Origin of the sequence: Marinomonas aquimarina (genome assembly GCF_900089755.1) — a bacterium.
In the GTDB taxonomy this organism is placed as follows: domain Bacteria; phylum Pseudomonadota; class Gammaproteobacteria; order Pseudomonadales; family Marinomonadaceae; genus Marinomonas; species Marinomonas aquimarina.
On record NZ_FLOC01000006.1, the window covers coordinates 157,606 to 181,455 of the forward strand.

Below are 23,850 nucleotides of genomic sequence, written 5' to 3' on the forward strand. Positions count from 1 at the left end.
TTTAACAATCACCTCAAATTACGCAAGTAGTAGCACCTATGGATGTCATTGAACGCCGCTCAGTTTTAGCCCTCGCAATGGTTTATCTGTTCCGTATGTTGGGCTTGTTTCTGATTATGCCTGTTATCAGTGTTGCAGCAGATGGCCTAGACGGCGCCGATGCCGCATTGATTGGTGCCGCGATTGGTATTTATGGTTTTACCCAAGCGACGTTGCAGATCCCGATGGGGATGATGTCCGATAAAGTGGGCCGTAAGCGCGTCATTATTTTTGGCTTAGTGCTGTTTGCCTTGGGCAGTGTGATTTGTGCCAACGCCGATAGCATCATGAGTTTGATCTTCGGTCGTGCGATTCAAGGCGCTGGTGCCATTGCCAGTACCTTAATGGCCTTACTGAGTGATGTCACCAAAGAGCAAAACCGTACCAAAGCGATGGCTAGTGTCGGCATCAGTATTGGTGCGTCGTTCATGCTGTCTTTAATCCTAGGGCCGGTGTTGTTTGAATGGCTCGGCTTATCGGGCTTGTTCTACCTGTCGTTTGCCTTCTCCATTATTGGCATGGCATTGATTATTTGGGTGGTCCCAAATCAGACGCAGCATGCTTTCCGTCGTGATACCACGCCCAGCTTGACGGCTTTGGGTGGTGTCTTAAAGGATGCCCGTTTGCGTTTCTTAAACATCAGCATATTGCTACTGCATGCTAGCCTGACCGCATTGTTTGTTGCGATTCCGAGTCTTTTGATTCATCGTTACGGGTTGTCGTTAGGCAAACACAGTATCTTGTACCTGTTGGTAATGGGCGGCGCCTTTATTTTGATGCTGCCACTGATCATTGCAGCGGAAGGCAAAGGCAAGATGAAGCAGGTGTTGACCTTGGTGATTGCCATCATTGGTCTGACGACTATCCTGATGGAATGGTCATCGCAACTGTGGCTATTTGCCGTGGCGGTATGTTTGTTCTTCGTCGCGTTTAACACGTTAGAAGCGACTTTGCCGTCGGTGATCAGTAAACTGGCACCGGTTGGTTACCGTGGTACGGCCATGGGCGTCTTTTCAACGCACCAATTTATGGGTGCCTTTATCGGTGGTGCTGGTGGCGGTTGGCTACTGCAGCACACATCGGTAGCCATGCTGTTTACTGTGATCGGCTGTGTTTGGTTAGCTTGGGCGTTAGTCAGTGCCATGCAGCCAGCACCGCAACCAGTATCGAGCATGGCGTTTAGTGTTGCCGCGCACAGTGCGCAGGATGTGCAACAGCTGACTCAGCAACTTATGGAAATCCAAGGAGTGGAAGATGTACAGATTTTTACGGATGAGCAGACCGCTTATCTAAAAGTAAACAAGAAACAACTCGACAAAGAGGCGCTGCAGCGTATCGCGCCGCAGGTCAAGTAAACGCTTTATAGAACTTATTGGAGTAACGTCATGGCACGTGGAATCAACAAAGTCATCATCATTGGTAACGCTGGTAGCGATGCAGAAGTGCGCTACATGCCATCTGGCGCAGCCGTTGCCAACGTTAGCCTAGCGACAACAGAGAGCTGGCGTGACCGTCAAACCGGTCAGATGCAAGAACGTACAGAATGGCACCGTGTGGCCTTTATGGACCGTGGTAACTACCGTCTTGGTCAAATCGCCGGTGATTTCATCAAGAAAGGCTCGAAAGTGTACGTAGAAGGTTCGCTACGTACCCGTGAATGGGAAAAAGACGGCATTAAACGTTACACAACAGAAATTGTAGCGAACGAAATGCAACTGCTGGACGGTCGTGCTGACGGCCCACAAGGCGGCGGTTTTGGTGGTGGTCAACAAGCCCCTCAACAAGGTGGCTACGGTGCGCAGGGCGGTTACGGCAATGCGCCACAACAGTCTGAACCACAACAAGGCAGCTACGGTGCATCACCGGCACCATCTGAACCACACCAAGGTTACGGCCAAGCGCCACAACAAGGTGGTGGTTTCGGTGGTCAACAGCCGGCACAACCACAATCGTTCGGTAGCTGGGGTAACCAACCACAGCAAGCACCGGCGCAGCCAAAAGCGCCAGAGCCAGCTAAGCCACAACAACCAGCACCAAGCTTTGACGACTTCGACGACGATATTCCGTTCTAAGATTTGAGTGCGAAGCTGTAATCATTGTTTAAACCTTGCTGGTTACCCAAACCTTAGGCGTGCAGCAGGGCTTTATCTTAACCCTACAGCTTGATTGGGCTCCTTCGGGAGCCTTTTCTGTGTTTATGTGTCCTAGACTGTAGGGGACAGAGTTTTGAGGTAACGTATGCAAGAGGATGATGATTTCTCTTTGTTCGCGCAAGAAGTGCAGGGCATCCGACCAATGAAGAAGACCGAGGTCTACCTAGGTAAGAAACAGGGTGGGGTGGACTTTACTGAGCGCAAAATCGCGGCACAAGTCGCCAAGGTCGAAGACCGCAATCACTTGTCGAAGGACTATGTGGAGCGTGTTGATCCGGACGACATGTTGGAATACAAGAAAGATGGCGTACAAGATGGTGTCTTTAAACGCCTGCGCCAAGGTAAGTATGGCATTGAGTCGCGCTTAGACTTGCACCGTCGTACCGTTGAGCAGGCGCGTCGTGAGGTGTTTCAGTTTGTCGAAGACTGTATGCGTCATGATATTCGCGTCGGCATCATCGTCCATGGCAAGGGCGACCGTACCCCGGATCCACTCGAGCAAGCGACGATTAAAAGCTTTATTAACAAATGGTTACGTGACTTGGATGATGTCATGGCGTTTCATACAGCGCAGCGTCATCACGGCGGCTTGGGAGCGGTGTACGTGTTGTTCCGAAAAAGCGAGAAAGCACGCCTAGAAAACTGGGAACGCCATCAAAAGCGTTAGTCCAGCGCAGCACACGGTCTGTGCCGATCACGTCACATTCTTGATATAATTCACACGCTTTATTGCTTGAGATTAGGGCGATAACGCCCAATGATTCTAGTAATAGAAAACGATTTTAACAGGGGTAATTTATGACCACGACAAATGCACACCACCCAGCATTTAGCGCCATTCGCAGTGAATTTATTGAAGCACTGAATGTGACGGTGCAGGAGTACGAACATAAGGTAACGGGCGCTAAGCATTTTCATATTGCCTCTGACAACGATGAGAACGTGTTTTTAGTTGGCCTAAAAACCGTACCGACGGATTCCACTGGTGTCGCACACATTCTCGAGCACACGGTACTTTGTGGCTCTGAGCGTTTCCCAGTGCGTGACCCCTTCTTTATGATGATTCGTCGTTCCTTGAACACCTTTATGAACGCCTTCACCTCATCCGATTGGACCGCTTACCCATTTGCCAGTAAGAACAAGAAAGACTTCCGCAACCTATTGGATGTCTACTTGGACGCGGTGTTCTTTTCACGTCTGGACCCACTGGACTTTTCTCAAGAAGGCCATCGCCTAGAGTTTGCTGAGCCGACCAATTCAGAGTCGGAGCTGACCTTTAAAGGTGTGGTGTTCAACGAGATGAAAGGCGCGATGAGCTCGCCCACCTCTGTTTTATGGCAAGCACTGACCAAGTACCTATGCCCAAGCAACACCTACCACTTTAACTCTGGCGGTGAGCCTAGCGATATTCCAGATCTATCGTACGACGATTTGATGGCCTTCTATCGTAAGCATTACCACCCATCGAATGCCGTCTTTATGACCTTTGGTGACATTCCTGCAGAAGAGCTGCAGGCAGAATTCGAAAGCAAAGTGCTGAGCCGCTTCGAGCGTTTAGACGACCAAGTGAGCGTACCCAATGCCAAGCGTTACTTCTCGCCAGTACGTGTGGAAGAAGGCTATGCCACCGACGAAGCCAAAGAAGATGGCAGCCATGTGGTGGTGGGTTGGTTGCTAGGTGAAAGCATCGACCTTGCACAACAATTTGAAGCACAGTTGCTATCCAGTGTGCTGCTGGATAACTCCGCATCACCGTTACGTCGTGCCCTTGAAAACTCTGAGTTGGGGGCGTCGCCATCGCCGATGTGTGGCCTTGAAGACAGCAATAAAGAAATGAGCTTTATGTGTGGTCTAGAAGGCGTTAAACGTGACAACGCGCCACAAGTGGAAGCGCTGATTCTACAAACTCTAGAAGACATCGCTGAAAATGGAGTCGACCAAGACATGGTGGAAGCCATGCTGCACCAATTAGAGTTGAGTCAACGTGAAATCGGTGGCGACAGCTACCCATACGGCTTGCAGCTGATCCTAACCGCGCTATCAACGGCCGTGCACCAGGGCGATGTGATTGCCCAGCTGGATCTAGACCCAGTGATCGACAGCATGCGCGAGAAAGTGCTGCACGAAGACTATATTCCGACCTTGGTACGTGAGTTACTGTTGTCGAATGCGCACCGAGTGACCTTGACACTTAGTCCTGATGAAGCCCTAGAAACGCGCCGTAACCAAGCGGAAAAAGATCGTCTTAGCCATATCAAAGCAGGACTCAGTGACGAGAAAAAACAACACATCATCGAGCGTAGCCAAGCGCTGAAAGCGCGCCAAGAGCAGGTTGATGATATGAGTATTCTGCCAAAAGTGGGCCTCGAAGATGTGCCCGCGCGCTTACCTGAATACGAAAACGAAAAAGTGGCAGAGAGTTTGCCGATTACCTTCTACCCACAGGGTACCAACGGTTTGGTCTATCAGCAGTTGGTGACTGAGTTACCAGCCTTAACAGAGCAAGAAACCCAGCATCTGCCACTGTACTGCTACCTAGTGACGGAATTAGGAGTTGGCGAGCAAGATTACTTAGCAATCCAGTCGCGCCAAGCGCAAGTGTGTGGTGGACTAGGCGCTTCGTCATCGATTCGTCCCGAGCTGATCGATAAGCAACGCGTAGCGGGCTACTTTGTGCTGAGTTCCAAGGCCTTGGTACCCAATGCTGCGGCCATGACCGAGTTGATGGCGCAGACCTTCAATGATGTGCGTTTTGATGAAGCAGGGCGTATTAAAGAACTAATTGCTCAGCGCCGTGCCCGTCGTGAGCGTTCCATCACAGGCCAAGGCCATGCTTTAGCCATGAGTGCTGCAACCAGTGGCATGTCTGGTTTGTCTGCGCAACAAGAAGCTTGGGGCGGCATGACTGGTATTCGTGATGTGATTGCCTTAGATGATGCACTAAAAGCTGATGCAAACGCTATGACCACCTTGCGCACCACGCTAGAATCGATTCATAGCAAACTTGCTGGCGCTGCGAAGCAAGTTTTATTGGTGGCGGAGCCGCATCATAAAGAGTCTCTGTTAGAAGCCATCACGCCAGTTTGGCACACTGTCAGCAACCACGAGCAGGTCTCACACTTCTCATTGCCTGCCATTGACCAGAACGTGAAACAAGCTTGGGTCACGGCGACACAAGTGAGTTTCTGTGCCAAGGCTTTCAAAGCGGTCTCTGGTGAGCACCCAGACGTCCCCGTGCTAACGGTATTAGGCGGCTTCCTACGTAACGGTTACTTACACCGTGCGATTCGTGAGCAAGGTGGCGCCTACGGCGGTGGAGCAACGTTTGATGCCAGCTGTGGCGCATTCCGCTTCTTCTCGTACCGTGACCCACGTTTGTTAGAAACGCTGGCAGACTTTGATGCGTCGATTGAGTGGCTATTGAGTAGCGAACATTCACACGATGCTTTAGAAGAAGCTGTGTTGGGTGTGATCGGCTCGATGGACAAACCCAGCTCGCCAGCCGGTGAAGCGCAAAGTGACTTCTTCCAGCAACTGCACCGTCGTAGTCAAGCCTACCGTGAAGCATTCCGTGCCGGTGTCTTGGCGGTAACCATCGAGGATCTACAGCGCGTGGCGAAGCTTTACTTAACAAAAGAGAATGAAAGTACAGCGGTGGTGACAGCTGCTTCTAACAAAGCCATGTTAGAGGAAGCGGGCTTCGAGATTTGTACACTATAACGATAACTTAAACCTGAATGGACAGTTCAATGGATCAGTTTCATGACATACGCCCTTACAACGACGATGAGGTCGCCGGGGTGTTACAAAATTTGGTAAATACGCCCGACTTTATCGACACGATTGTCGGCTTCAAATTTACTAAATGGCCACAGTGGACACGTGGATTCTTAGCGATGGTCGTTAAGCACGTTTTGCAAAAGGAAGTGCGCAAAATTAATGATGTGCACGCTTTCCAGACGCAAGTGGCCGATTACATGGAACGTATGATTAAAACCACCACCAGCAATGTCGAGTACCGTGGTATTGAAAAGCTGGCCAAAAACGAAGGCTATCTATTTCTTTCCAACCACCGTGATATCGCTATGGATCCTGCATTTGTGAACTATGGCTTGTATCTCAATGGGTTGGATACGGTACGTATTGCCATTGGTGATAACTTGTTGCGTCGTCCATTCGTGTCAGACCTGATGCGTTTGAATAAGAGTTTTATTGTTAAGCGTTCGGTGAATGGGGTGCGTGAAATGATGGCGGCCTTTGGTCAGCTGTCGGATTACATCACCCATTCCTTAACGCAAGAGCACTGTAATATCTGGATCGCCCAGAAAGAAGGGCGCGCCAAAGATGGCCTTGATCAAACCGATCCAGCGATCATCAAGATGTTTTACATGAGCCAGAAAAAGCAGAAAGTCGCCTTTCCTGATGCCATGCAAAACTTAAAGATCGTACCGGTATCGATTTCCTACGAATACGATCCATGTGCCTTTGACAAGGCTCGTGAACTGCACGAAAAGTCGACCACAGGCTCTTATCAAAAAGCAGAGTTTGAAGACATCGACAGCATTCGCAAGGGCATTGTCGGCCGTAAAGGTAAAGTCATCGTCACCTTTGGTGATGTGATTGACCATAACTGTGCCACTCCGGATGAGATGGTGGCGGAAGTGGATCGCCAAATCATTGGTTCCTACGCCATTCAGTCGACCAATAGTGCGGCTCAGAAAGTGTTAAATGGCGAACCAAGTGGTGACTCTGTATTTGATGAATACATGGCGACTTGCCCAGCAGAATTGCGTGAGACGGTATTACGTATGTACGCCAACCCACTGATTCAAAAGCAAGAGCGTGGCCTGTAATTGGCTTAATCAATATGGAGTAAGCGCTTTATGAAACCTAGGAATTCGTTGCGAGCTTTGATCGGCTCGTTGTTGTTCGCGGTGTGCTATGGCCTGCTTACTGGCTTTACCGGCGTGTTGGCGCCGTTGATCGCTTGGATGCTGCCACCGAGCTGGCGTCAGCCAGTGTTGAATGTGCACAACCACCTATTGTTGTTTATATTTCGCAAAGTAGTCGGTGTCAAAGTTGAGGTGATCGGCCGAGAGAACCTGCCAGCGAAAGACCGTCCAGTGGTGTTGGCAGCGAACCACCAGAGTGAGTGGGAAACCTACTTGTTGCAGGTGCTGAAGACACCGATTTCAACGGTGTTGAAGAAAGAACTGTTGTCGATCCCCTTCTTTGGTTGGGGCTTGCGTATGGTGCAGCCGATTGCCATTGACCGTGCTAAACGTGCGGGGGCATTGAAGCAGATCTTGAAGCAAGGCAAGGAGCGTATTGCAGCGGGTCGCTCGGTGCTGATTTTCCCCGAGGGAACGCGTACTTTGCCTGGCAAAGAGCGTGACTTTAACAAAGGGGCTGCGATGTTAGCGTCTTCGGCGAAAGCACCGATCTTACCGGTTGTGCATAACGCAGGACATGCTTGGCCTGGTCGAACTTGGCGCCGTTACCCTGGTACCATCACGGTAGTGATTGGTCCCTTGATTGAGGTGGAAGGGAAAGACACTAACCAGATTCATGAAGAAATGGAGACTTGGATGCGCGCTGCGATGCGCCAGTATCCATGAAGCGCTGCTTAATCCACCTGCTATCAGATTAAACACATCAAATAGCAGACATAAAAAAACCGCACTTTAAAGTGCGGTTTTTTTGATTTGGAAATCGTTGGCGAACGATTAGCCTTCGTATTTTTTGAATACTAGGCTGGCGTTGGTACCGCCGAAACCGAAGCTGTTTGACATAACGTGCGTCAGTTCAACGTCGTCTTGACGTGTCACGGCCACTGGGATGTCACCAGCTTCTGGATCAAGTTCTTCGATATTGGCAGAAGCGCAGATGAATTTGTTTTCCATCATTAGCAAGCTGTAGATGGCTTCATGTACACCGGCCGCACCTAGAGAGTGACCCGATAGCGACTTAGTTGAGCTGATCACTGGGATCTCAGAGCCGAATGTTTCGCGAACGGCTTGTAGTTCTTTCATGTCACCGGCAGGAGTACTGGTACCGTGGGTGTTGATGTAATCGATCTTGCCATCAACAGTGCTCATAGCCATTTGCATACAACGCACTGCGCCTTCACCTGATGGTGCGACCATGTCGTAGCCGTCAGATGTTGCACCGTAACCTACCACTTCAGCGTAGATTTTCGCGCCACGAGCTTTAGCGTGTTCTAGTTCTTCAAGAACTAGAATGCCGCCGCCGCCTGCGATAACGAAGCCGTCACGCTTGGCATCGTAGGCACGAGATGCTTTCTCAGGGGTGTCGTTGTACTTAGAAGACAACGCGCCCATTGCGTCAAACATACACGTTTGTGTCCAGCTTTCTTCTTCGCCGCCACCTGCAAATACAACGTCTTGCTTACCTAATTGGATAAGCTCCATTGCGTTACCGATACAGTGTGCACTGGTAGAACAAGCCGATGTGATCGAGTAGTTCACGCCTTTGATTTTGAATGGTGTCGCAAGACACGCAGATACGGTGCTACCCATCGTTTGAGTAACACGGTATGGGCCAACACGCTTAACGCCTTTTTCACGCAGTGTGTCAGCGGATTCCACCAGGTTTTTCGCCGAAGCGCCGCCAGAACCAGCGATCAAACCTGTGCGGATGTTAGAAACTTGGTCTTCGCCTAGACCTGAGTCAGCAATGGCTTGCTGCATAGATACGTAAGCGTAAGTTGCCGCGTCCCCCATGAAACGACGTACTTTACGGTCGATTTCAGTGTCGTCTAGGTCGATACGACCACAAACGTGACTACGGAAACCTTTTTCTTGGTAGTCTTCCGCGAAACGAATGCCTGAACGGCCTTCACGCAGGGACTCAAGAACTGTCTGTTTGTCATTGCCAAGGCAGCTAACAATGCCCAAGCCAGTTACAACTACACGACGCATAACTAATGTGCCTCTTATACTCTTAATCTTTTAGAAGTTTTCTGTTGATGTGAACAAGCCTACACGTAGGTCTTTTGCCGTGTAAATTTCACGACCATCTACAGACACACTTCCGTCAGCAATGCCCATTACAAGCTTGCGTTCGATCACGCGCTTCAGGTCAATACGGAACGTTACTTTTTTAGCGGTTGGCAGAATCTGCCCAGTGAATTTTACTTCGCCAGAACCCAATGCACGGCCACGACCTTTGTTGCCTTTCCAACCTAGGAAGAAGCCAACAAGCTGCCACATAGCATCAAGACCTAGACAACCAGGCATGACTGGGTCGCCAGGAAAGTGGCATTCAAAGAACCAAAGGTCTGGGGTGATATCCAATTCAGCAATGATTTCACCTTTCCCGAATGCACCGCCTTCAGTAGAGATGTTGGTGATTCGGTCTAGCATAAGCATGTTGCCAACAGGTAGCTGAGCGTTACCTTCGCCAAACATTTCGCCGTAGCCGCACTTTAAAAGTTCGTCTTTTTCAAACGATGAAGCTGTAGTCATTATAGTCCTATTTCCACCGCCCAGTTATTTACTTAAGCAATTGAGCGCGTGGTCCAGTTAGCAGTATGAAAATCCATGAGATTATATCGGTTCGGGGAAGTAATATGAATGTTTGTGCGGAAAAAAACCAATTGAGAGTCGGTAAAAGTACGTTTTTTTTGTCTATTTACGTTACAAAACGACAAAATTTACACTCATGAGCAGTAACCGCTAGCATATAGGTCGGTAGCTTAAGGCAGTTTTCTAAACTGTATCACGATACGATGGGAGCGAAAGTGAGCAGAATTTCTTATCAACAGCAAAACTTTTCAGTCACAGATGGGCAACTGTCGGTGCATCTACATTTGCTTAAAGACGCCTCGCAAACTTTGCATTTTCTCCACGGCAACGGCTTCGCAGTGCGCACTTATGATGCCTTGCTAGAGGGCATCGTGGCGCAGGATAACCTTATGTTGCAAGACGCAGCGGGGCATGGCTTGTCCCCGGCAGGTGAAGCATTTGTTGGCTGGGAGCGATCGTCCGAGCGTTTTCAATCGTTACTGATGCAACAGCGCGCTGAGCACGATTGGTCGAAAGTCATTGGGCTTGGGCACAGTTTTGGTGGTTGCATGACTTTGCTGATGAGTGCGCGGCAGCCAGACCTGTTCCAAAAAAATGTTTTGCTAGACCCTGCTTTCTACCCGCCTGAGATGATTGAACAGTTGATGGCACAAGCCCAGCAGGGGGTGTCGCGTAAGTCGTTATTAGTGCGTCAAACCGAGCGTCGTCGGACCCATTGGCAAAACGCTCAGGAAGTGGTCGACAGTTTACGTGGTCGTGGTGCCTTTGTCGGTTGGCAAGAGCGCTGTTTGCAGGATTATGTGTCTGCCTCGACCCATGACAACGCGACTGGAGAGCGTGAGTTAAACTGTCCGCCATGGCTGGAAGCGGCATTATTTGGTAGTTCGCCGCGTTCCTTATGGCCTGCTTTAGAAAGTATCAACACACCTACGTTTGTGTTGTGGGGCACAGCGACCCATGAGATGTTCCAAACCTCTTATCGCTTGGCACAAACACTGAATCCAAATTTGCATTTTATTGAAGTGCAGGGCGACCACTGCTTCATGATGCAGTACCCAAAGGAAACGGCGGAACTGGTACGAGCGATTATTGATCGCGGGGAAGAGGGTGTCCGAGCGCTGGCGCACTCGGACTTTATTATCAGTTACGGCGGTTAACCGCTGCGTTGGCTAGGCTGATCAGCGCTTGCTTGTAGTCACTGTCTGGTAGGTCTGCGATCGCGGCAATGGCCAATTCAGATTGTTGCTTGGCCTGATCTTCCGTGTATTCGATGGCACCACAGTCACGCACATCGGCTAGGATAGCGTCTAGTTGTTCAAGGCCACCCGTCTCGATCGCTGAGCGAACGCGTACTTTGGCTTCGTCGGTACCGTGCTTCATGGTGAAGATCAGTGGTAGCGTAGGCTTACCTTCGGCCAAGTCGTCGCCGACGCTTTTGCCCATTTCTTCAGCGGTTGAAACATAGTCCATGACATCGTCAATCAATTGGAAAGCGGTGCCTACGTACATGCCGTATTGGCGTAGGGCTTCTTGATGTGCGCTGCTGGCTTCGGCAACGACCGCACCACACAAGGCTGCGCCTTCGAACAGTTTTGCGGTTTTGTATTGAATCACCTTGATGTAGTTATCTTCGGTGGTGTCCGGATCGCCACAGTTGATCAACTGCTGCACTTCACCTTCGGAAATGATGTTGGTGGTGCCGGACAAGATTTCCATGCATTGAAAGCTGCCCACGTCGACCATGATTTGGAACGCGCGAGTGTAAAGGAAGTCACCTACTAGAACACTGGGTGCATTGCCCCATTCTTCATTGGCGGTTTTCTTGCCGCGACGCATGTCGGATTCATCGACCACATCATCATGTAGCAATGTCGCGGTGTGGATGAACTCGATGATGGAGGCCATTTTTACCGCGTTGCTGAGTGTTGTCTCGGTGAGACCATTAGCTGGCTGTGCGGCACGGGCGGCTAGCAAGACCATCAATGGGCGCAAACGTTTGCCACCATTGCTGATAATGTAGTAACCAATTTGTTCGATCAGAGGGATTTCGCTCTTAAGTTGCGAAACAATGTAGTCGTTTACCTGACCGAATTCATCGGCCACCACGTCATGAAAATTAGTAGGTTGCATGGAACTTCCGAAGCTAAAATATAGTCAAGCTGAACAGCAAGAGGCGTCCATGCTAGGTAAGCTCCCACACGGGGTCAACCCAAAACCGTAAAAATACTGCTAGCAGTGTGATTTGGGTTGTGTTTGCTGGTTCTCTTTTGTACAATTCGGCGTCCGATTTGCCCATATTTTTGCTCCCTATCATATGGTGAAGTGTAAGTCTTTGAATGGCCTGCATTTGTAAGCCACTAGAAGTAGGTCAAATACAATCCAGTAGCCGGGCAAATTCATTTGGAGATAGAAAATGTTTGCAGTGATCAAAACAGGCGGTAAGCAATACCGCGTACAAGAAGGTCAAACGCTTAAAGTAGAAAAACTAGCTATCGAAGCTGGTTCTGCTGTTGAGTTCGACGACGTTCTTCTTGTAAGCAACGGCGACGACGTTAAAGTTGGCGCGCCAGTTGTTGAAGGCGCTAAAGTAACAGCTGAAGTTGTTGCTCACGGCCGTGGTGACAAGGTTAAGATCTTGAAATTCCGTCGTCGTAAGCACTCTATGAAACGCGCGGGTCACCGTCAGTGGTTCACAGAAGTTAAAATTACTGGCATCAAGTAATTTAAGCGTTTAAAGATTCAATATTTAGGAGTAAATCATGGCTCACAAAAAAGCTGGTGGTAGTACTAAAAACGGTCGCGACAGTCAGTCGAAACGCTTAGGTGTTAAACGCTTTGGCGGCCAAGTTGTTGTACCAGGTAACATTCTAGTTCGTCAACGTGGTACTGAATTCCACGCTGGTGAAGGCGTACGTGTTGGTAAAGACCACACTCTATTCGCTGTTGCTGAAGGTCAAGTGAAATTCGAAGTTAAAGGTAAGTTCAAGCGTCGTACAGTTTCTGTCGTAGCTGCTGCCTAATCGCTTAGCGAATTATCAAAAAGAGCTCCGCAACGCGGGGCTTTTTTTTTGGAAAAATTCTATAATCAGTGCCACTGAGTTCTGATAACGCACCTAAGAGGTGATTTTGTGAAATTTGTTGATGAAGCCACGATTTACGTTCGCGCAGGTAAAGGTGGTAACGGCGCTTTAAGCTTCTGGCGAGAAAAGTTTGTCGCGAAAGGTGGCCCAGACGGTGGCGATGGCGGTGATGGTGGTAGTGTGTATTTGGTGGCGGATGATTCGCTGAACACACTGATCGACTTCCGCTTTACGAAGAAATATATCGCGGAAAACGGCCAAGGTGGTATGGGTCGCGATATGACCGGCTCGAAAGGCGAAGACCTTGAAGTGAAAGTGCCAGTGGGTACGACCGTGATTGATGAAGACACCGGCGAAACGCTAGGTGATTTAGTCTCGATCGGCCAGCGCCTGAAAGTGGCTCAAGGTGGTCATAAAGGTTTAGGTAACACGCGCTTTAAGTCGAGTACTAACCGTGCCCCACGTCAGACGACCAAAGGTACGGAAGGTGAAGAGCGTAACCTTAAGCTTGAAATGAAGGTATTGGCAGACGTTGGTTTGCTAGGTCTTCCAAACGCAGGTAAGTCGACCTTTATCCGTTCAGTTTCGTCTGCCAAGCCAAAAGTGGCGGACTATCCGTTTACAACGCTTGTGCCAAACCTAGGTGTGGTCAAAGTGAAGAAGCACCAGAGCTTCGTGATCGCCGATATTCCTGGAATCATCGAAGGTGCGGCAGAGGGTGCCGGTCTTGGTATTCGTTTCTTGAAGCACTTGGTGCGTAACCGCATCTTGCTACACATCGTTGATATGGCACCGTGGGATGAGATTACCCCAGCGGAAGCTGCAGTGATTGCTGTAAACGAATTGCAGGAATTCTCGCCAACCTTGGCGGAGAAGCGTGATCGTTGGTTGGTCTTGAACAAGCTGGACATGGTGCCAGAAGAGGAACGTGAAGAGCGTTGCCAAGCCGTGATCGATGCACTGGGCTGGGAAGGTAAAACTTACCGTATTTCTGCGATTGCCGCAGAAGGTACAGAAGTCTTGTGTCTTGACCTAATGACCGCATTGGATGAAATGCGTGAAACCTTGACCAATGACGAAGAGGCGCAAGCGGAAGAAAAAGCGATCCGTGACCTAATCGATGAAGAGGGTCGTGAGCGTATTCGTCTATTGCGTGCTAACCGTCGTCGTGCTGCACAAGAAGACGACGATGACTTTGATGATGACGATTACGATGTGGACGTAGAGTACGTTCGTTAACTTTTAGTGAGATAAGCAGTAAATGGAAATGAGAGAGAAGATTGCATCCGCTCAGCGAGTGGTTGTGAAGATAGGCAGTGCTTTGTTAACCAACGATGGCCAAGGCCTCGATGTCGCAAACATTGGCCTATGGGTGGCTCAGATTGCGCAGTTGCGTGCTCAGGGCAAGGAAGTGGTGTTGGTGTCTTCAGGGTCCATCGCTGCTGGTATGAAACGCCTAGGCTTCTCCTCACGACCGACCCAGGTAAACGAACTGCAAGCTGCTGCGGCCGTAGGTCAAAGTGAGCTGGTGGGCGTTTACGAATCTCACTTTGAAGTGCATGGCTTGTGTACGGCGCAAATCCTGTTAACCCATGAAGATTTGTCAAACCGTCGCCGTTACCTTAACGCTCGATCTTCCCTACGTACCCTGCTAAGCCTGGGTGCTGTACCTATTATTAACGAGAATGACACGGTTGTAACCGATGAGATTCGGTTTGGTGATAACGACACGCTAGGGGCCCTAGTGGCGAACCTAGTGGAAGCCGATGCCCTGATTATCTTAACGGACCAAAAAGGTTTGTACGATAAAAATCCTCGTGATCATAAAGATGCAACATTAATCTCGCATGCTTCGGCTAGCGATGAGGGCTTAGACGCAATGGCCAGCGGTGGCGCTGGGGTATTGGGTACTGGCGGTATGTTGACCAAAGTACGCGCAGCACGCTTAGCGGCGCGTTCTGGTGCGCATACGGTGATTGCATCGGGTCGTGAGGGCAGCGTCATTCTGCGAGTAGCCAATGGTGAGATTATCGGTACTTGGTTGCAGCCAGAGCATGACCGTCTGTCAGCGCGTAAACAATGGTTGGCGGGTCACCTGAAGAGTCGTGGTACTTTGATCATCGACGATGGCGCGGTGCGGGCACTGCGTCAGTCTGGCACCAGCCTATTGCCGGTGGGTGTTAAAGATGCCGAAGGGGCCTTCTCTCGTGGTGACATGGTGATGTGTGTGGATCAGGGTGGTCGCATTGTGGCACGAGGTTTGGTGAACTACAGCATTGCAGAAACGCTCAAGCTGCTGGGTAAACCGTCTACTGAGCGTGCTGCAATCCTAGGTTATGAAGGCGAGCCAGAACTGATTCACCGCGATGACTTAGTGGTTAATTAGAGGAAGCGGTAAACATGGCAAAGCCAGGTAAAGTTGGGTTAGAGCGGGTATTGGATGCGACGCGTTATTCTTATCAAGGATTGCGAGCACAATGGCGCTATGAAGCGGCTTTTCGCCAAGAAGTATGGTTGTTCTTAGTCGCATTGCCATTGGCTTTGTGGCTAGGGGACACGGCGCTAGAAAAAGCGCTGATGATTTTCTCGGTCGGTTTGGTGTTGGTGGTGGAAACTATCAACTCTAGTATCGAGGCGGTGGTCGATCGCATCAGTGACGAGAAGCATGAGTTGTCTGGTCGTGCAAAGGATTTGGGGTCAGCGGCGGTGATGCTGAGTTTAAGCTTGGCGGGCGTGGTGTGGCTATTCTTACTGTTTAACTGAGTGCTGGCACTCAGTTAACAGACATAAAAAAACCGGCGCAAGCCGGTTTTTTTATGGGATTAGGCCAGTGCTTTGATTTTAGCACTCAAGCGGCTCTTATGACGAGCTGCTTTGTTTTTGTGATATAGGCCTTTGTCAGCAGCTTTGTCTAGCTTAGATGTCGCTACAACGTATGCTGCTTGAGCTTCTTCTTTGTTACCTGCTTCAATAGCTGCATCTACTTTTTTCAAGTATGTGCGCACCATAGAGCGCAGGCTACCATTGTGAGCGCGACGCTTGATCGCCTGGCGCGCACGTTTTTTTGAACCGGCGGAGTTTGCCACAGTCTGGCTCCTTCAATCTTTCAATAATTAAAACGACACAACGGGCTGTTGAATCGCTTGTGAATGTCAAGTTTAAACTTGAAAATCTCGCGGCGGATTTTACCAGCTTTTGGCGTTGCTACAACCCCAAACGTACATTATTAGTAGTGAAAAGTACATTTTTTGGCTGTTTGGTCACCAGCTAAATGCTATTCTTGGCCAAATTTATCGCTAGAACATGATCTTATGTCAGACTCCCAATCGATTAAATCTCGATCGCTTTTGCGTTCTGGTTTGCTGGTTTCTTTGTGTACATTCGCTTCGCGTATTCTGGGTTTGGCGCGAGATGCGGCATTGGCCTTTGTATTGGGGGCCAGTGCTGGCGCCGATGCGTTTTATGTGGCGTTTAAGATTCCTAACTTCTTCCGCCGGTTGTTTGCCGAAGGGGCGTTTGCCCAAGCCTTTGTGCCGGTATTAAGTGATTACCGCGTTAATGAGGGGCATGACGCCGTGCGTGAATTGATCGCGGCGGTGACGGGCTCGCTGAGTTTGGTGTTGCTGGCGGTCACGGCAGTATTTATGGCCGCGTCCCCTTGGGTAGTGTATGTGTTTGCCCCAGGCTTCGCCGATAACCCTGGGCAATTGGCGCTGGCATCCAGTTTGCTGACCATTACCTTCCCTTATTTGCTCTTCATCTCTCTGACGGCGTTGGCGGGCGGCATTCTAAATGCCCATGGCGAATACGGCGTGCCAGCGATTACGCCAATCTTCTTAAATATCTCCTTGTTGGTGGCAACCTTAGGTTTTGCCACCAGTGCCAGTCAGGCGGAGCTAAGCATCGCTTGGGGGGTGTTTGCCGCAGGACTCGTACAGTTGCTGTTCCAAGTGCCCTTCTTAGCGCGTTTGAAACTATTGCCGCGCCCAACCGTTGGTTTCTCCCATCCTGGGGTGAAGCGTATCTTGTTACTGATGGGGCCGGCATTATTTGGTGTCTCAGTAGGGCAGATTAACTTGCTGTTGGATACGGTACTGGCCTCGCTGCTGGAAACCGGCAGCATTACCTGGCTGTATCTATCGGACCGTCTCTATGAATTGCCGCTGGGGATTTTTGCCATCGCCATCAGTACGGTGATCTTGCCGTCCTTGTCGCGCAGTCACTCGAGTCAGTCGGGCGAGCGTTTCGCCGATACCCTTGATTGGGGCTTGCGCTTGTTGTTGTTAATAGCCGTGCCATCGGCCTTGGCGTTGTGTATTTTGGCGAAGCCGATTATCGCGACCGTGTTCTATCGTGGTGAGCTGACGGCCTACGATGTGGAAATGGCAGCCATGAGTTTGCAGGCCTACTCCATTGGTTTGGTGTTTATGATGTTGATCAAGGTGTTGGCGCCAGGTTATTACTCGCGCCAAGATACCAAGACGCCGGTGAAGATTGGTCTGATCGCTATGGTGGCCAATATGGTGTTTAACTTGATCCTAGTATGGCCGTTCGGGCACGTGGGCTTGGCGCTGGCGACCAGCTTGTCTGCGGCATTGAATGCATTACTGTTATGGATTGGTTTGCATCGTGATGGTAGCCATCGCTTCTCTAAAGAGTGGTGGTTACTGCTGAGAGTGTTGCTATTGGGCTCGGCACTGTTGTTGGCCTGGTTATGGTTCTATGACAGTTTAAATATTGTCTGGACAGAGATTTCTAGCTGGCAACGGGTGCAGCATATGTTGCTGGTGGTGTGTGTCGGCGTGTTGGTCTATGGCCTCGGTTTGCTGTTGGCGGGCCTTAGAATGCGTCATTTGCGTGCCCAAGATTAAGTTGTCATGAACTTGCTCCCTACCTTTGCGTGGGGGAGTGCTATATAATCGCGGTTATTTTTTCAGCGGCTAATAGGTTTTTGCCGGTACGAGGTGATATGGAACTGGTTCGGGGTATTCACAATATCCAAGCAGCGCAACGTAATGGCGTGCTCACAATTGGTAATTTTGACGGTGTACATCTTGGTCATCAGGCGATCCTAGACCGAGTGAAGTCGTTGGCTGAGCACTATCAGGCGCCGTCTGGGATTATGATCTTTGAGCCGCAGCCGCGTGAGTTTTTTGCGCCGCAGGATGCGCCGGGGCGTTTGTCGCGTTTGCGTGACAAAGTTGCCTTGTTGTCCAAGCATGGTATCGACTATGTGTTGTGCATGCCGTTTAACAGCCGCTTGCGCAATCTAGACGCTAACGCTTTTTGCCAGCAAGTACTGCACGATGGTTTGGCCGTTAAACATTTAGTCGTCGGTGATGACTTCCGCTTTGGCTGCGATCGCCAAGGTAACTTCGATTACCTCGAAGCCTTCGGCTCGCAACACGGTTTTGATGTGGAAAGTACCTCGTCCATTCTAAATGGGGAAGGTTCGCGCATCAGTAGCTCGCTGGTGAGACAACGCCTAAATCAAGGTGATATGGTGTCTGCTGAAGCCATGCTGGGGCATCCCATTACTATGGGTGGTCGTGTGGTCGGCGGGCAGCAGTTAGCGCGTCGTTTAGGTTTTCCTACCGCGAATGTATTTTTAAAAGGTGTGACGCCTGCCTTATCAGGCGTTTATGCCGTGACGGTGCCAGTGGATGGTCGAGAATACTCTGGTGTGGCCAACATCGGAGTCCGCCCTACAGTGGATGGCAAGACGCCAATCCTTGAGGTGCACCTATTTAATTTCAGTGGCGACTTGTACACCCGCTATTTAGAGGTGACATTCCGCCACTTTATTCGTCCAGAGCGCAAAATGAACGGCCTGGAAGAACTGGAAAAGCAAATTCAATGTGATAAAGAAGAAGCGCTACGCTTTTTCTCCAATCAGTGACCGATGATCTTTGAGGATAAATCGAATAACCATGAGTGAGTATAAATCAACGCTGAATTTGCCAGAAACCGCTTTCCCTATGCGCGGTGACTTGGCAAAACGTGAACCAGCGATGCTAAAACGCTGGCAAGATATGGACTTGTACAACAAAGTACGAGCAGTAAGCAAAGGCCGTAAATCTTTCATTCTTCATGATGGCCCTCCATATGCCAACGGCAGTATTCACATTGGTCACGCGGTTAACAAAATCCTCAAAGACATTATTGTTAAATCTAAAACCGTTAGTGGATTCGATGCGCCGTACATTCCTGGTTGGGACTGTCATGGTCTCCCGATCGAGCACAAAGTTGAGCAAATGATCGGTAAAGCGGGCGACAAAGTGTCGTTCAAAGATTTCCGCGCGAAATGCCGTGAGTACGCTTACTCGCAAGTAGAAGAGCAGAAGAAAGACTTTATCCGTCTGGGCGTGATGGGCGATTGGGAAAACCCATACCTAACGATGAACTTCGTAACCGAAGCCAACATCGTACGTTCACTAGGCAAGATCGCTGAAAACGGCCACCTAGTAAAAGGCTTCAAGCCAGTTTACTGGAGTGTGGTGGGTGGTTCTGCACTAGCGGAAGCGGAAGTGGAATACCAAGACAAAACGTCTTTGTCCCTAGACGTGCGTTACGCACCACAAGACGAAGCGGCATTCCTTGGCAAATTCTCTGACGTAGCAGGCGAAGGCAAAGTATCCGTTGTGATCTGGACCACCACGCCTTGGACACTGCCAGCGAGCCAGGCGGTATCGATTCATCCAGAATTCAACTACGCCCTAGTGGAAGTAGACATGGGTGCGGGTAAAGAGCGTCTGGTGTTTGCCGAAGACATGGTGGAAGGCATCATGCAACGCTACGGTCATGAAGACTACCGTATCGTAGGCCGTGCAGTGGGTGCAGATCTTGCTGGTCTTGTACTTAACCATCCATTTATGGAACGTGATATCCCTGTTCTTCTAGGCGATCACGTTACTGCGGACGCCGGTACAGGCTGTGTACACACCGCACCTGACCATGGTGTCGACGACTTTAATGTTGGCCGTGCTAACGGTATTGGCACCATCAACCTAGTACAAGATAACGGTGTCTACTCTGATGCGGCAGGCGAGTTCGCAGGCATGCACGTTTACAAGGTAGACGACGCGGTATTAGAAGCGCTAGGTCGCAACGATGCACTGGTGTTCCAGTCTAAACTTTTCCATAGCTACCCACACTGCTGGCGTACGAAAACACCTTTGATCTTCCGTGCCACACCACAGTGGTTCATCAGCATGGATGAGAAAGGTCTACTAGACGACGCCAAAGAGGCGGTGAAGGGCGTGAAGTGGACACCTTCTTGGGGTCAAAACCGCATGGAAGGTATGTTGAACAATAGCCCAGACTGGTGTGTGTCACGTCAGCGTACATGGGGCGTGCCAATTGCACTGTTCATCAATAAAGAAACACAAGAACTTCACCCAGAGACGCCACGTCTAATCGAAGAAGTGGCGCAGCGTATCGAAAAAGAAGGTATGGATGCGTGGTTCGAATTGGATGCAGCGGAACTGCTAGGTGAAGAAGCTGACCAGTACAGCAAGGTAACCGACACATTAGACGTATGGTTCGACTCAGGTGTGACGCACTACTCAGTAATCGATCAGCGTGACGAACTAAGCTTCCCTGCGGATCTTTACCTAGAAGGTTCGGATCAGCACCGTGGTTGGTTCCAATCGTCTTTGAAAACATCGATCGCGATCCGTGGTGTACCGCCATATAAAGGCGTACTAACACACGGCTTCACGGTTGATGGTGACGGCCGTAAGATGTCTAAGTCACTTGGCAACGTGGTATCACCACAAAAAGTGATGGAAACGTTAGGTGCCGATATTATCCGTCTATGGGTAGCGGCAACCGACTACACGGGCGAAATGACCGTATCTGATGAAATCCTAAAACGTGTGGCGGACGGTTACCGTCGTATCCGTAACACGGCTCGTTTCATGTTGGCCAACCTAAGTGGTTTCAACCCAGCAACAGACCTAGTGGCGCCTGAAAATATGATCGCGCTAGATCGTTGGATCGTTGACCGTGCAGCACAGCTGCAGAAAGAAATTGATGAAGCGTACAACGAGTACCAGTTCCACTCTGTGGTACAGAAGGTGCAAAACTTCTGCTCTTTGGACCTAGGTGGTTTCTACTTAGACGTGATCAAAGACCGTCAGTACACGACGCAAGAAGACAGCCTAGCGCGTCGCTCTGCACAAACGGCGTTGTACCATATTGCTGAAGCCTTCACGCGTTGGATCTCACCAATCTTGAGCTTCACTGCGGACGAAATCTGGCAGTCTCTACCAGGTGAGCGTGGTGAGTCGGTATTCCTAGACACTTGGTATGAAGGTCTGTTCGAGCTAAGTGGTGATGAAGCCCTAGGTCGTGATTTCTGGAAGCAAGTACTAGAAGCGAAGATGGCGACTAACAAGGTGCTAGAAGCGGTTCGTAAAGACGGCAAGATCAAAGCCAGCCTAAGTGCAGAGATCACGCTTTACGCGGATGCTGCTCTTCAAGAAACATTGGCGAAGCTAGGCGATGAGCTGCGTTTCGTATTGATCTCTTCTGAAGCGAAAGTGGCTTCTCTAGCGGAGGCACCGGCTGACGCAGTAGAAACTGAGCTGGAAGGCCTAAAGGTAGCGGTTGCTGTCACTGAGTACGAGAAATGTACGCGTTGCTGGCACCACCGTGAAGAAGTAGGCAAGCGTGAAGCACACCCAGAGTTGTGTGATCGTTGTATCTCGAACTTGCCGGAAGGCGAGGGCGAACAACGCCACTTCGCTTAATGCTTATGACAGCGATGCTAAAACGAGTCCAGCGCTGGTGGGCGCTGGCAATCGCTGTTTACGCTCTGGATTGGGTGACCAAACAGAGCGTAGAGGCGAATTTACACTATGGGCAGGAGATTCCTCTGCTGCCCTTCTTTGATTTAACGTTGCGCTATAACACCGGTGCGGCTTTTAGCTTTTTAGCGGAAGCGGGTGGTTGGCAGCGTTGGTTCTTTTCTTTGATTGCTATCGCGGTAGTTGTGGGGATCAGTTGGCGCTTATCCAAAATAGGCCATGCCCATAAACTTGAAGCCCTATCCCTTACTCTAATCATGGCGGGTGCAATTGGTAATTTGCACGATCGCTTGGCGTATGGGCATGTGATTGACTTTATACAAGTCCATTGGCAATCCACTTGGTATTTTCCTGCGTTTAACATAGCCGACAGTGCCATCACCATTGGTGTCGTGTTAATGCTGGTTGAGGGACTGTTTCAAAAAAGTCCCGAGGGTAAACAGAATGACGATTAACGAACAAAGCCGTATTACGTTGCACTTTGAATTGGCCCTAGAAGATGGCCAAGTCATCGATTCAAACTTCGATGGCAGTGCGGCCCAATTCACTTACGGCGACGGCAGTCTATTGCCTGATTTTGAAGCTGTGCTTCTAGGCCTATCCGCCAATGAAGAAGCAACCTTCACCATGCCGCCAGAAAAAGCCTTTGGCGCACACAATCCTAGCAATGTTCAAACCATGGCGCGTAGCCAGTTTGGCATGGACATTGAGGAAGGCATGGTGGTGTCGTTCTCGGATTCGGCCAAGAACGAACTGCCTGGTGTGATTAAGTCGATTGGCGACAGCCAAGTAGAGGTCGACTTTAATCATCCGCTTTCCGGCCATACCTTAACGTACCGTGTCAAAATCGTCGCGGTAGAGGAGGCGTAATGTCATTTGCTATTCATCTAGCCAATCCGCGCGGTTTTTGTGCCGGAGTGGATCGTGCTATTGAAATCGTAAAGCGCTGCTTGGATCTTTTTGAAGCACCGATTTATGTACGTCATGAAGTAGTACATAACAAATTCGTGGTGGAATCCTTAAAAGAGCGCGGTGCGGTCTTTGTTGATGAATTGGATCAAGTGCCAGACGATCAGATCGTGATCTTCAGTGCCCATGGTGTTTCTCAAGCGGTGCGTAATGAAGCGGATCGTCGAGGCTTAAAAGTGTTTGATGCAACTTGCCCATTGGTGACCAAAGTCCATATGGAAGTGGTGCGTTATTCCCGCGATGGCATGGAATGTATCTTGATCGGTCACGATGGACATCCAGAAGTAGAAGGCACCATGGGGCAATATGATGCTTCTAAAGGCGGCGCTATTTACTTGGTGGAAACACCTGAAGATGTGGCGTCTTTAACGGTAGAAGATCCTTCACGTTTAGCGTTTGTAACGCAAACAACGTTATCGATGGATGATACCTCGGTGGTCATTGACGCCCTGCGTCAACACTTCCCAGATATTCGTGGTCCTAAGAAAGACGATATCTGCTATGCCACGCAAAACCGCCAAGACGCGGTGAAAACCTTGGCGCAGGAATGCGACCTTGTTCTAGTGGTTGGTTCAGTGAACAGTTCTAACTCAAACCGTCTACGTGAACTGGCGGGGCGCATGGGCACACATGCTTACTTGATTGATAATGCCAGTGAGATCAAACCGGAATGGTTGCACGGTATTAAAGCGGTCGGTATTACCGCTGGGGCCTCAGCTCCAGAAGTATTGGTTAACGAGGTGATTGAGCGACTCAAGGCTGAAGGCGGTGAAGATCCGCGTGAGCTAGAAGGTCGTGAAGAGAATGTCTCTTTCTCGATGCCAAAAGAACTGCGTATTGTTGAAGTGCAATAACCCCTAATGCAGGCACTTTTAATTTATTAAAACTTTTTTTAAAAAGTGCTTGCATTAAAAAATCGCGACGGTAATATACGCACCCACTGACACGGCAGACCACAACGGACTGCGAAGCGAACTGGAAACGGTAAGTAAATGTGTCAACGCTCTTTAAAATAGATAATCAGATAATTTGTGTGGGCGCTCGCTGGAGACTTCTCAAAAACTTTGAAGTCTTAAGCAAGTGACCATGTCAATTCGCTTTACGTTCTTTAATCTTAGGGTTGAAGAATATAGTTAAAGTCAGACGTGATTCATGAGTTTGAGCAAGCTTTTTAAACTGAAGAGTTTGATCATGGCTCAGATTGAACGCTGGCGGCAGGCTTAACACATGCAAGTCGAGCGGTAACAGGAAT

General features: G+C 49.8%; 22 protein-coding genes and 1 rRNA gene. 19 read left to right on the plus strand and 4 right to left on the minus strand.

Translation table 11 applies throughout. The features are described from left to right. Positions 1 to 38 precede the first annotated feature (38 nt). From MAQ5080_RS06960 to MAQ5080_RS06985, 6 genes are all read left to right on the plus strand, one after another. Positions 39 to 1,394 (plus strand): MFS transporter, encoded by a 1,356-nt coding sequence (locus MAQ5080_RS06960; RefSeq protein ID WP_067207612.1) that lies wholly within the window; start codon positions 39 to 41, stop codon positions 1,392 to 1,394. 30 nt (positions 1,395 to 1,424) lie between these two features. Then, complete coding sequence (ssb, locus tag MAQ5080_RS06965) at positions 1,425 to 2,111, plus strand: single-stranded DNA-binding protein (RefSeq protein WP_067207608.1); 687 nt, start codon at positions 1,425 to 1,427, stop codon at positions 2,109 to 2,111. A 166-nt stretch (positions 2,112 to 2,277) separates the two neighbouring features. Next, positions 2,278 to 2,859 carry a DNA endonuclease SmrA gene (smrA, locus tag MAQ5080_RS06970; RefSeq protein WP_067207605.1) on the plus strand — a complete coding sequence of 194 codons (582 nt, stop codon included), beginning with the start codon at positions 2,278 to 2,280 and terminating at the stop codon, positions 2,857 to 2,859. 131 nt (positions 2,860 to 2,990) lie between these two features. Next, the gene (locus MAQ5080_RS06975) at positions 2,991 to 5,912 is read left to right on the plus strand and encodes an insulinase family protein (protein ID WP_067207601.1); all 2,922 of its coding nucleotides are present in this window, start codon (positions 2,991 to 2,993) and stop codon (positions 5,910 to 5,912) included. A gap of 29 nt (positions 5,913 to 5,941) precedes the next feature. Continuing rightward, positions 5,942 to 7,045 carry a 1-acyl-sn-glycerol-3-phosphate acyltransferase gene (locus MAQ5080_RS06980; RefSeq protein WP_197464577.1) on the plus strand — a complete coding sequence of 368 codons (1,104 nt, stop codon included), beginning with the start codon at positions 5,942 to 5,944 and terminating at the stop codon, positions 7,043 to 7,045. Between the two features lie 30 nt (positions 7,046 to 7,075). Beyond that, entirely contained in the window at positions 7,076 to 7,810 is a 735-nt protein-coding gene (locus MAQ5080_RS06985) for a lysophospholipid acyltransferase family protein (protein WP_067207595.1), read from the plus strand. A 108-nt stretch (positions 7,811 to 7,918) separates the two neighbouring features. On the opposite strand, the gene fabB is transcribed toward MAQ5080_RS06985, so the two are convergent. Then, complete coding sequence (gene fabB, locus MAQ5080_RS06990; RefSeq protein WP_067207592.1) at positions 7,919 to 9,133, minus strand: beta-ketoacyl-ACP synthase I; 1,215 nt, start codon at positions 9,131 to 9,133, stop codon at positions 7,919 to 7,921. 30 nt (positions 9,134 to 9,163) lie between these two features. Further along, on the minus strand, positions 9,164 to 9,679 hold the full coding sequence (fabA, locus tag MAQ5080_RS06995) for a bifunctional 3-hydroxydecanoyl-ACP dehydratase/trans-2-decenoyl-ACP isomerase (protein ID WP_067207589.1): 516 nt from the start codon (positions 9,677 to 9,679) through the stop codon (positions 9,164 to 9,166). A 275-nt stretch (positions 9,680 to 9,954) separates the two neighbouring features. On the opposite strand from fabA, the gene MAQ5080_RS07000 reads away from it, so the two are divergent. Further along, positions 9,955 to 10,896 (plus strand): alpha/beta fold hydrolase, encoded by a 942-nt coding sequence (locus tag MAQ5080_RS07000; RefSeq protein WP_197464576.1) that lies wholly within the window; start codon positions 9,955 to 9,957, stop codon positions 10,894 to 10,896. Here MAQ5080_RS07000 and MAQ5080_RS07005 read toward each other — a convergent pair. Then, positions 10,880 to 11,869 (minus strand): polyprenyl synthetase family protein, encoded by a 990-nt coding sequence (locus MAQ5080_RS07005; RefSeq protein ID WP_067207582.1) that lies wholly within the window; start codon positions 11,867 to 11,869, stop codon positions 10,880 to 10,882. The two genes, MAQ5080_RS07000 and MAQ5080_RS07005, sit on opposite strands and share 17 nt — an antisense overlap. A gap of 283 nt (positions 11,870 to 12,152) precedes the next feature. Between MAQ5080_RS07005 and rplU the strand changes: the two genes are divergently transcribed. The 5 genes from rplU to MAQ5080_RS07030 all read left to right on the plus strand — a co-directional run bounded on the left by rplU (position 12,153) and on the right by MAQ5080_RS07030 (position 15,582). Then, entirely contained in the window at positions 12,153 to 12,461 is a 309-nt protein-coding gene (gene rplU / locus MAQ5080_RS07010; protein WP_067207579.1) for a 50S ribosomal protein L21, read from the plus strand. A gap of 37 nt (positions 12,462 to 12,498) precedes the next feature. Continuing rightward, complete coding sequence (rpmA, locus tag MAQ5080_RS07015; protein WP_055462841.1) at positions 12,499 to 12,759, plus strand: 50S ribosomal protein L27; 261 nt, start codon at positions 12,499 to 12,501, stop codon at positions 12,757 to 12,759. A 108-nt stretch (positions 12,760 to 12,867) separates the two neighbouring features. Continuing rightward, complete coding sequence (cgtA, locus tag MAQ5080_RS07020) at positions 12,868 to 14,058, plus strand: Obg family GTPase CgtA (RefSeq protein WP_067207575.1); 1,191 nt, start codon at positions 12,868 to 12,870, stop codon at positions 14,056 to 14,058. 22 nt (positions 14,059 to 14,080) lie between these two features. Continuing rightward, positions 14,081 to 15,205: a glutamate 5-kinase gene (gene proB / locus MAQ5080_RS07025; RefSeq protein WP_067207572.1), complete on the plus strand. Its 1,125-nt coding sequence runs from the start codon at positions 14,081 to 14,083 to the stop codon at positions 15,203 to 15,205. Between the two features lie 14 nt (positions 15,206 to 15,219). Beyond that, complete coding sequence (locus MAQ5080_RS07030; protein WP_067207569.1) at positions 15,220 to 15,582, plus strand: diacylglycerol kinase; 363 nt, start codon at positions 15,220 to 15,222, stop codon at positions 15,580 to 15,582. 59 nt (positions 15,583 to 15,641) lie between these two features. Here MAQ5080_RS07030 and rpsT read toward each other — a convergent pair whose 3' ends face one another. Beyond that, a complete protein-coding gene (gene rpsT, locus MAQ5080_RS07035) occupies positions 15,642 to 15,905 on the minus strand; it encodes a 30S ribosomal protein S20 (RefSeq protein ID WP_067207566.1) in 264 nt (87 codons plus the stop codon). A 225-nt stretch (positions 15,906 to 16,130) separates the two neighbouring features. Between rpsT and murJ the strand changes: the two genes are divergently transcribed. From murJ to MAQ5080_RS07070, 7 genes are all read left to right on the plus strand, one after another. Continuing rightward, positions 16,131 to 17,690, plus strand: a complete 1,560-nt coding sequence (gene murJ, locus MAQ5080_RS07040) for a murein biosynthesis integral membrane protein MurJ (RefSeq protein ID WP_067207563.1) — start codon at positions 16,131 to 16,133, stop codon at positions 17,688 to 17,690. Between the two features lie 98 nt (positions 17,691 to 17,788). Next, positions 17,789 to 18,718, plus strand: coding sequence for a bifunctional riboflavin kinase/FAD synthetase (gene ribF, locus MAQ5080_RS07045; RefSeq protein ID WP_067207560.1), 930 nt, complete (start codon positions 17,789 to 17,791; stop codon positions 18,716 to 18,718). 31 nt (positions 18,719 to 18,749) lie between these two features. After that, positions 18,750 to 21,572 (plus strand): isoleucine--tRNA ligase, encoded by a 2,823-nt coding sequence (gene ileS, locus MAQ5080_RS07050; protein WP_067207556.1) that lies wholly within the window; start codon positions 18,750 to 18,752, stop codon positions 21,570 to 21,572. 5 nt (positions 21,573 to 21,577) lie between these two features. Beyond that, positions 21,578 to 22,084, plus strand: a complete 507-nt coding sequence (lspA, locus tag MAQ5080_RS07055) for a signal peptidase II (RefSeq protein ID WP_231870804.1) — start codon at positions 21,578 to 21,580, stop codon at positions 22,082 to 22,084. Beyond that, complete coding sequence (locus MAQ5080_RS07060; protein ID WP_067207551.1) at positions 22,074 to 22,499, plus strand: FKBP-type peptidyl-prolyl cis-trans isomerase; 426 nt, start codon at positions 22,074 to 22,076, stop codon at positions 22,497 to 22,499. The genes lspA and MAQ5080_RS07060 overlap by 11 nt, the downstream gene beginning before the upstream one ends. Beyond that, positions 22,499 to 23,452: a 4-hydroxy-3-methylbut-2-enyl diphosphate reductase gene (ispH, locus tag MAQ5080_RS07065; RefSeq protein WP_067207548.1), complete on the plus strand. Its 954-nt coding sequence runs from the start codon at positions 22,499 to 22,501 to the stop codon at positions 23,450 to 23,452. Before MAQ5080_RS07060 ends, ispH begins: the two co-directional genes overlap by 1 nt. A 319-nt stretch (positions 23,453 to 23,771) precedes the next feature. Then, a 16S ribosomal RNA gene (locus MAQ5080_RS07070) occupies positions 23,772 to 23,850 on the plus strand; the annotation flags it as partial.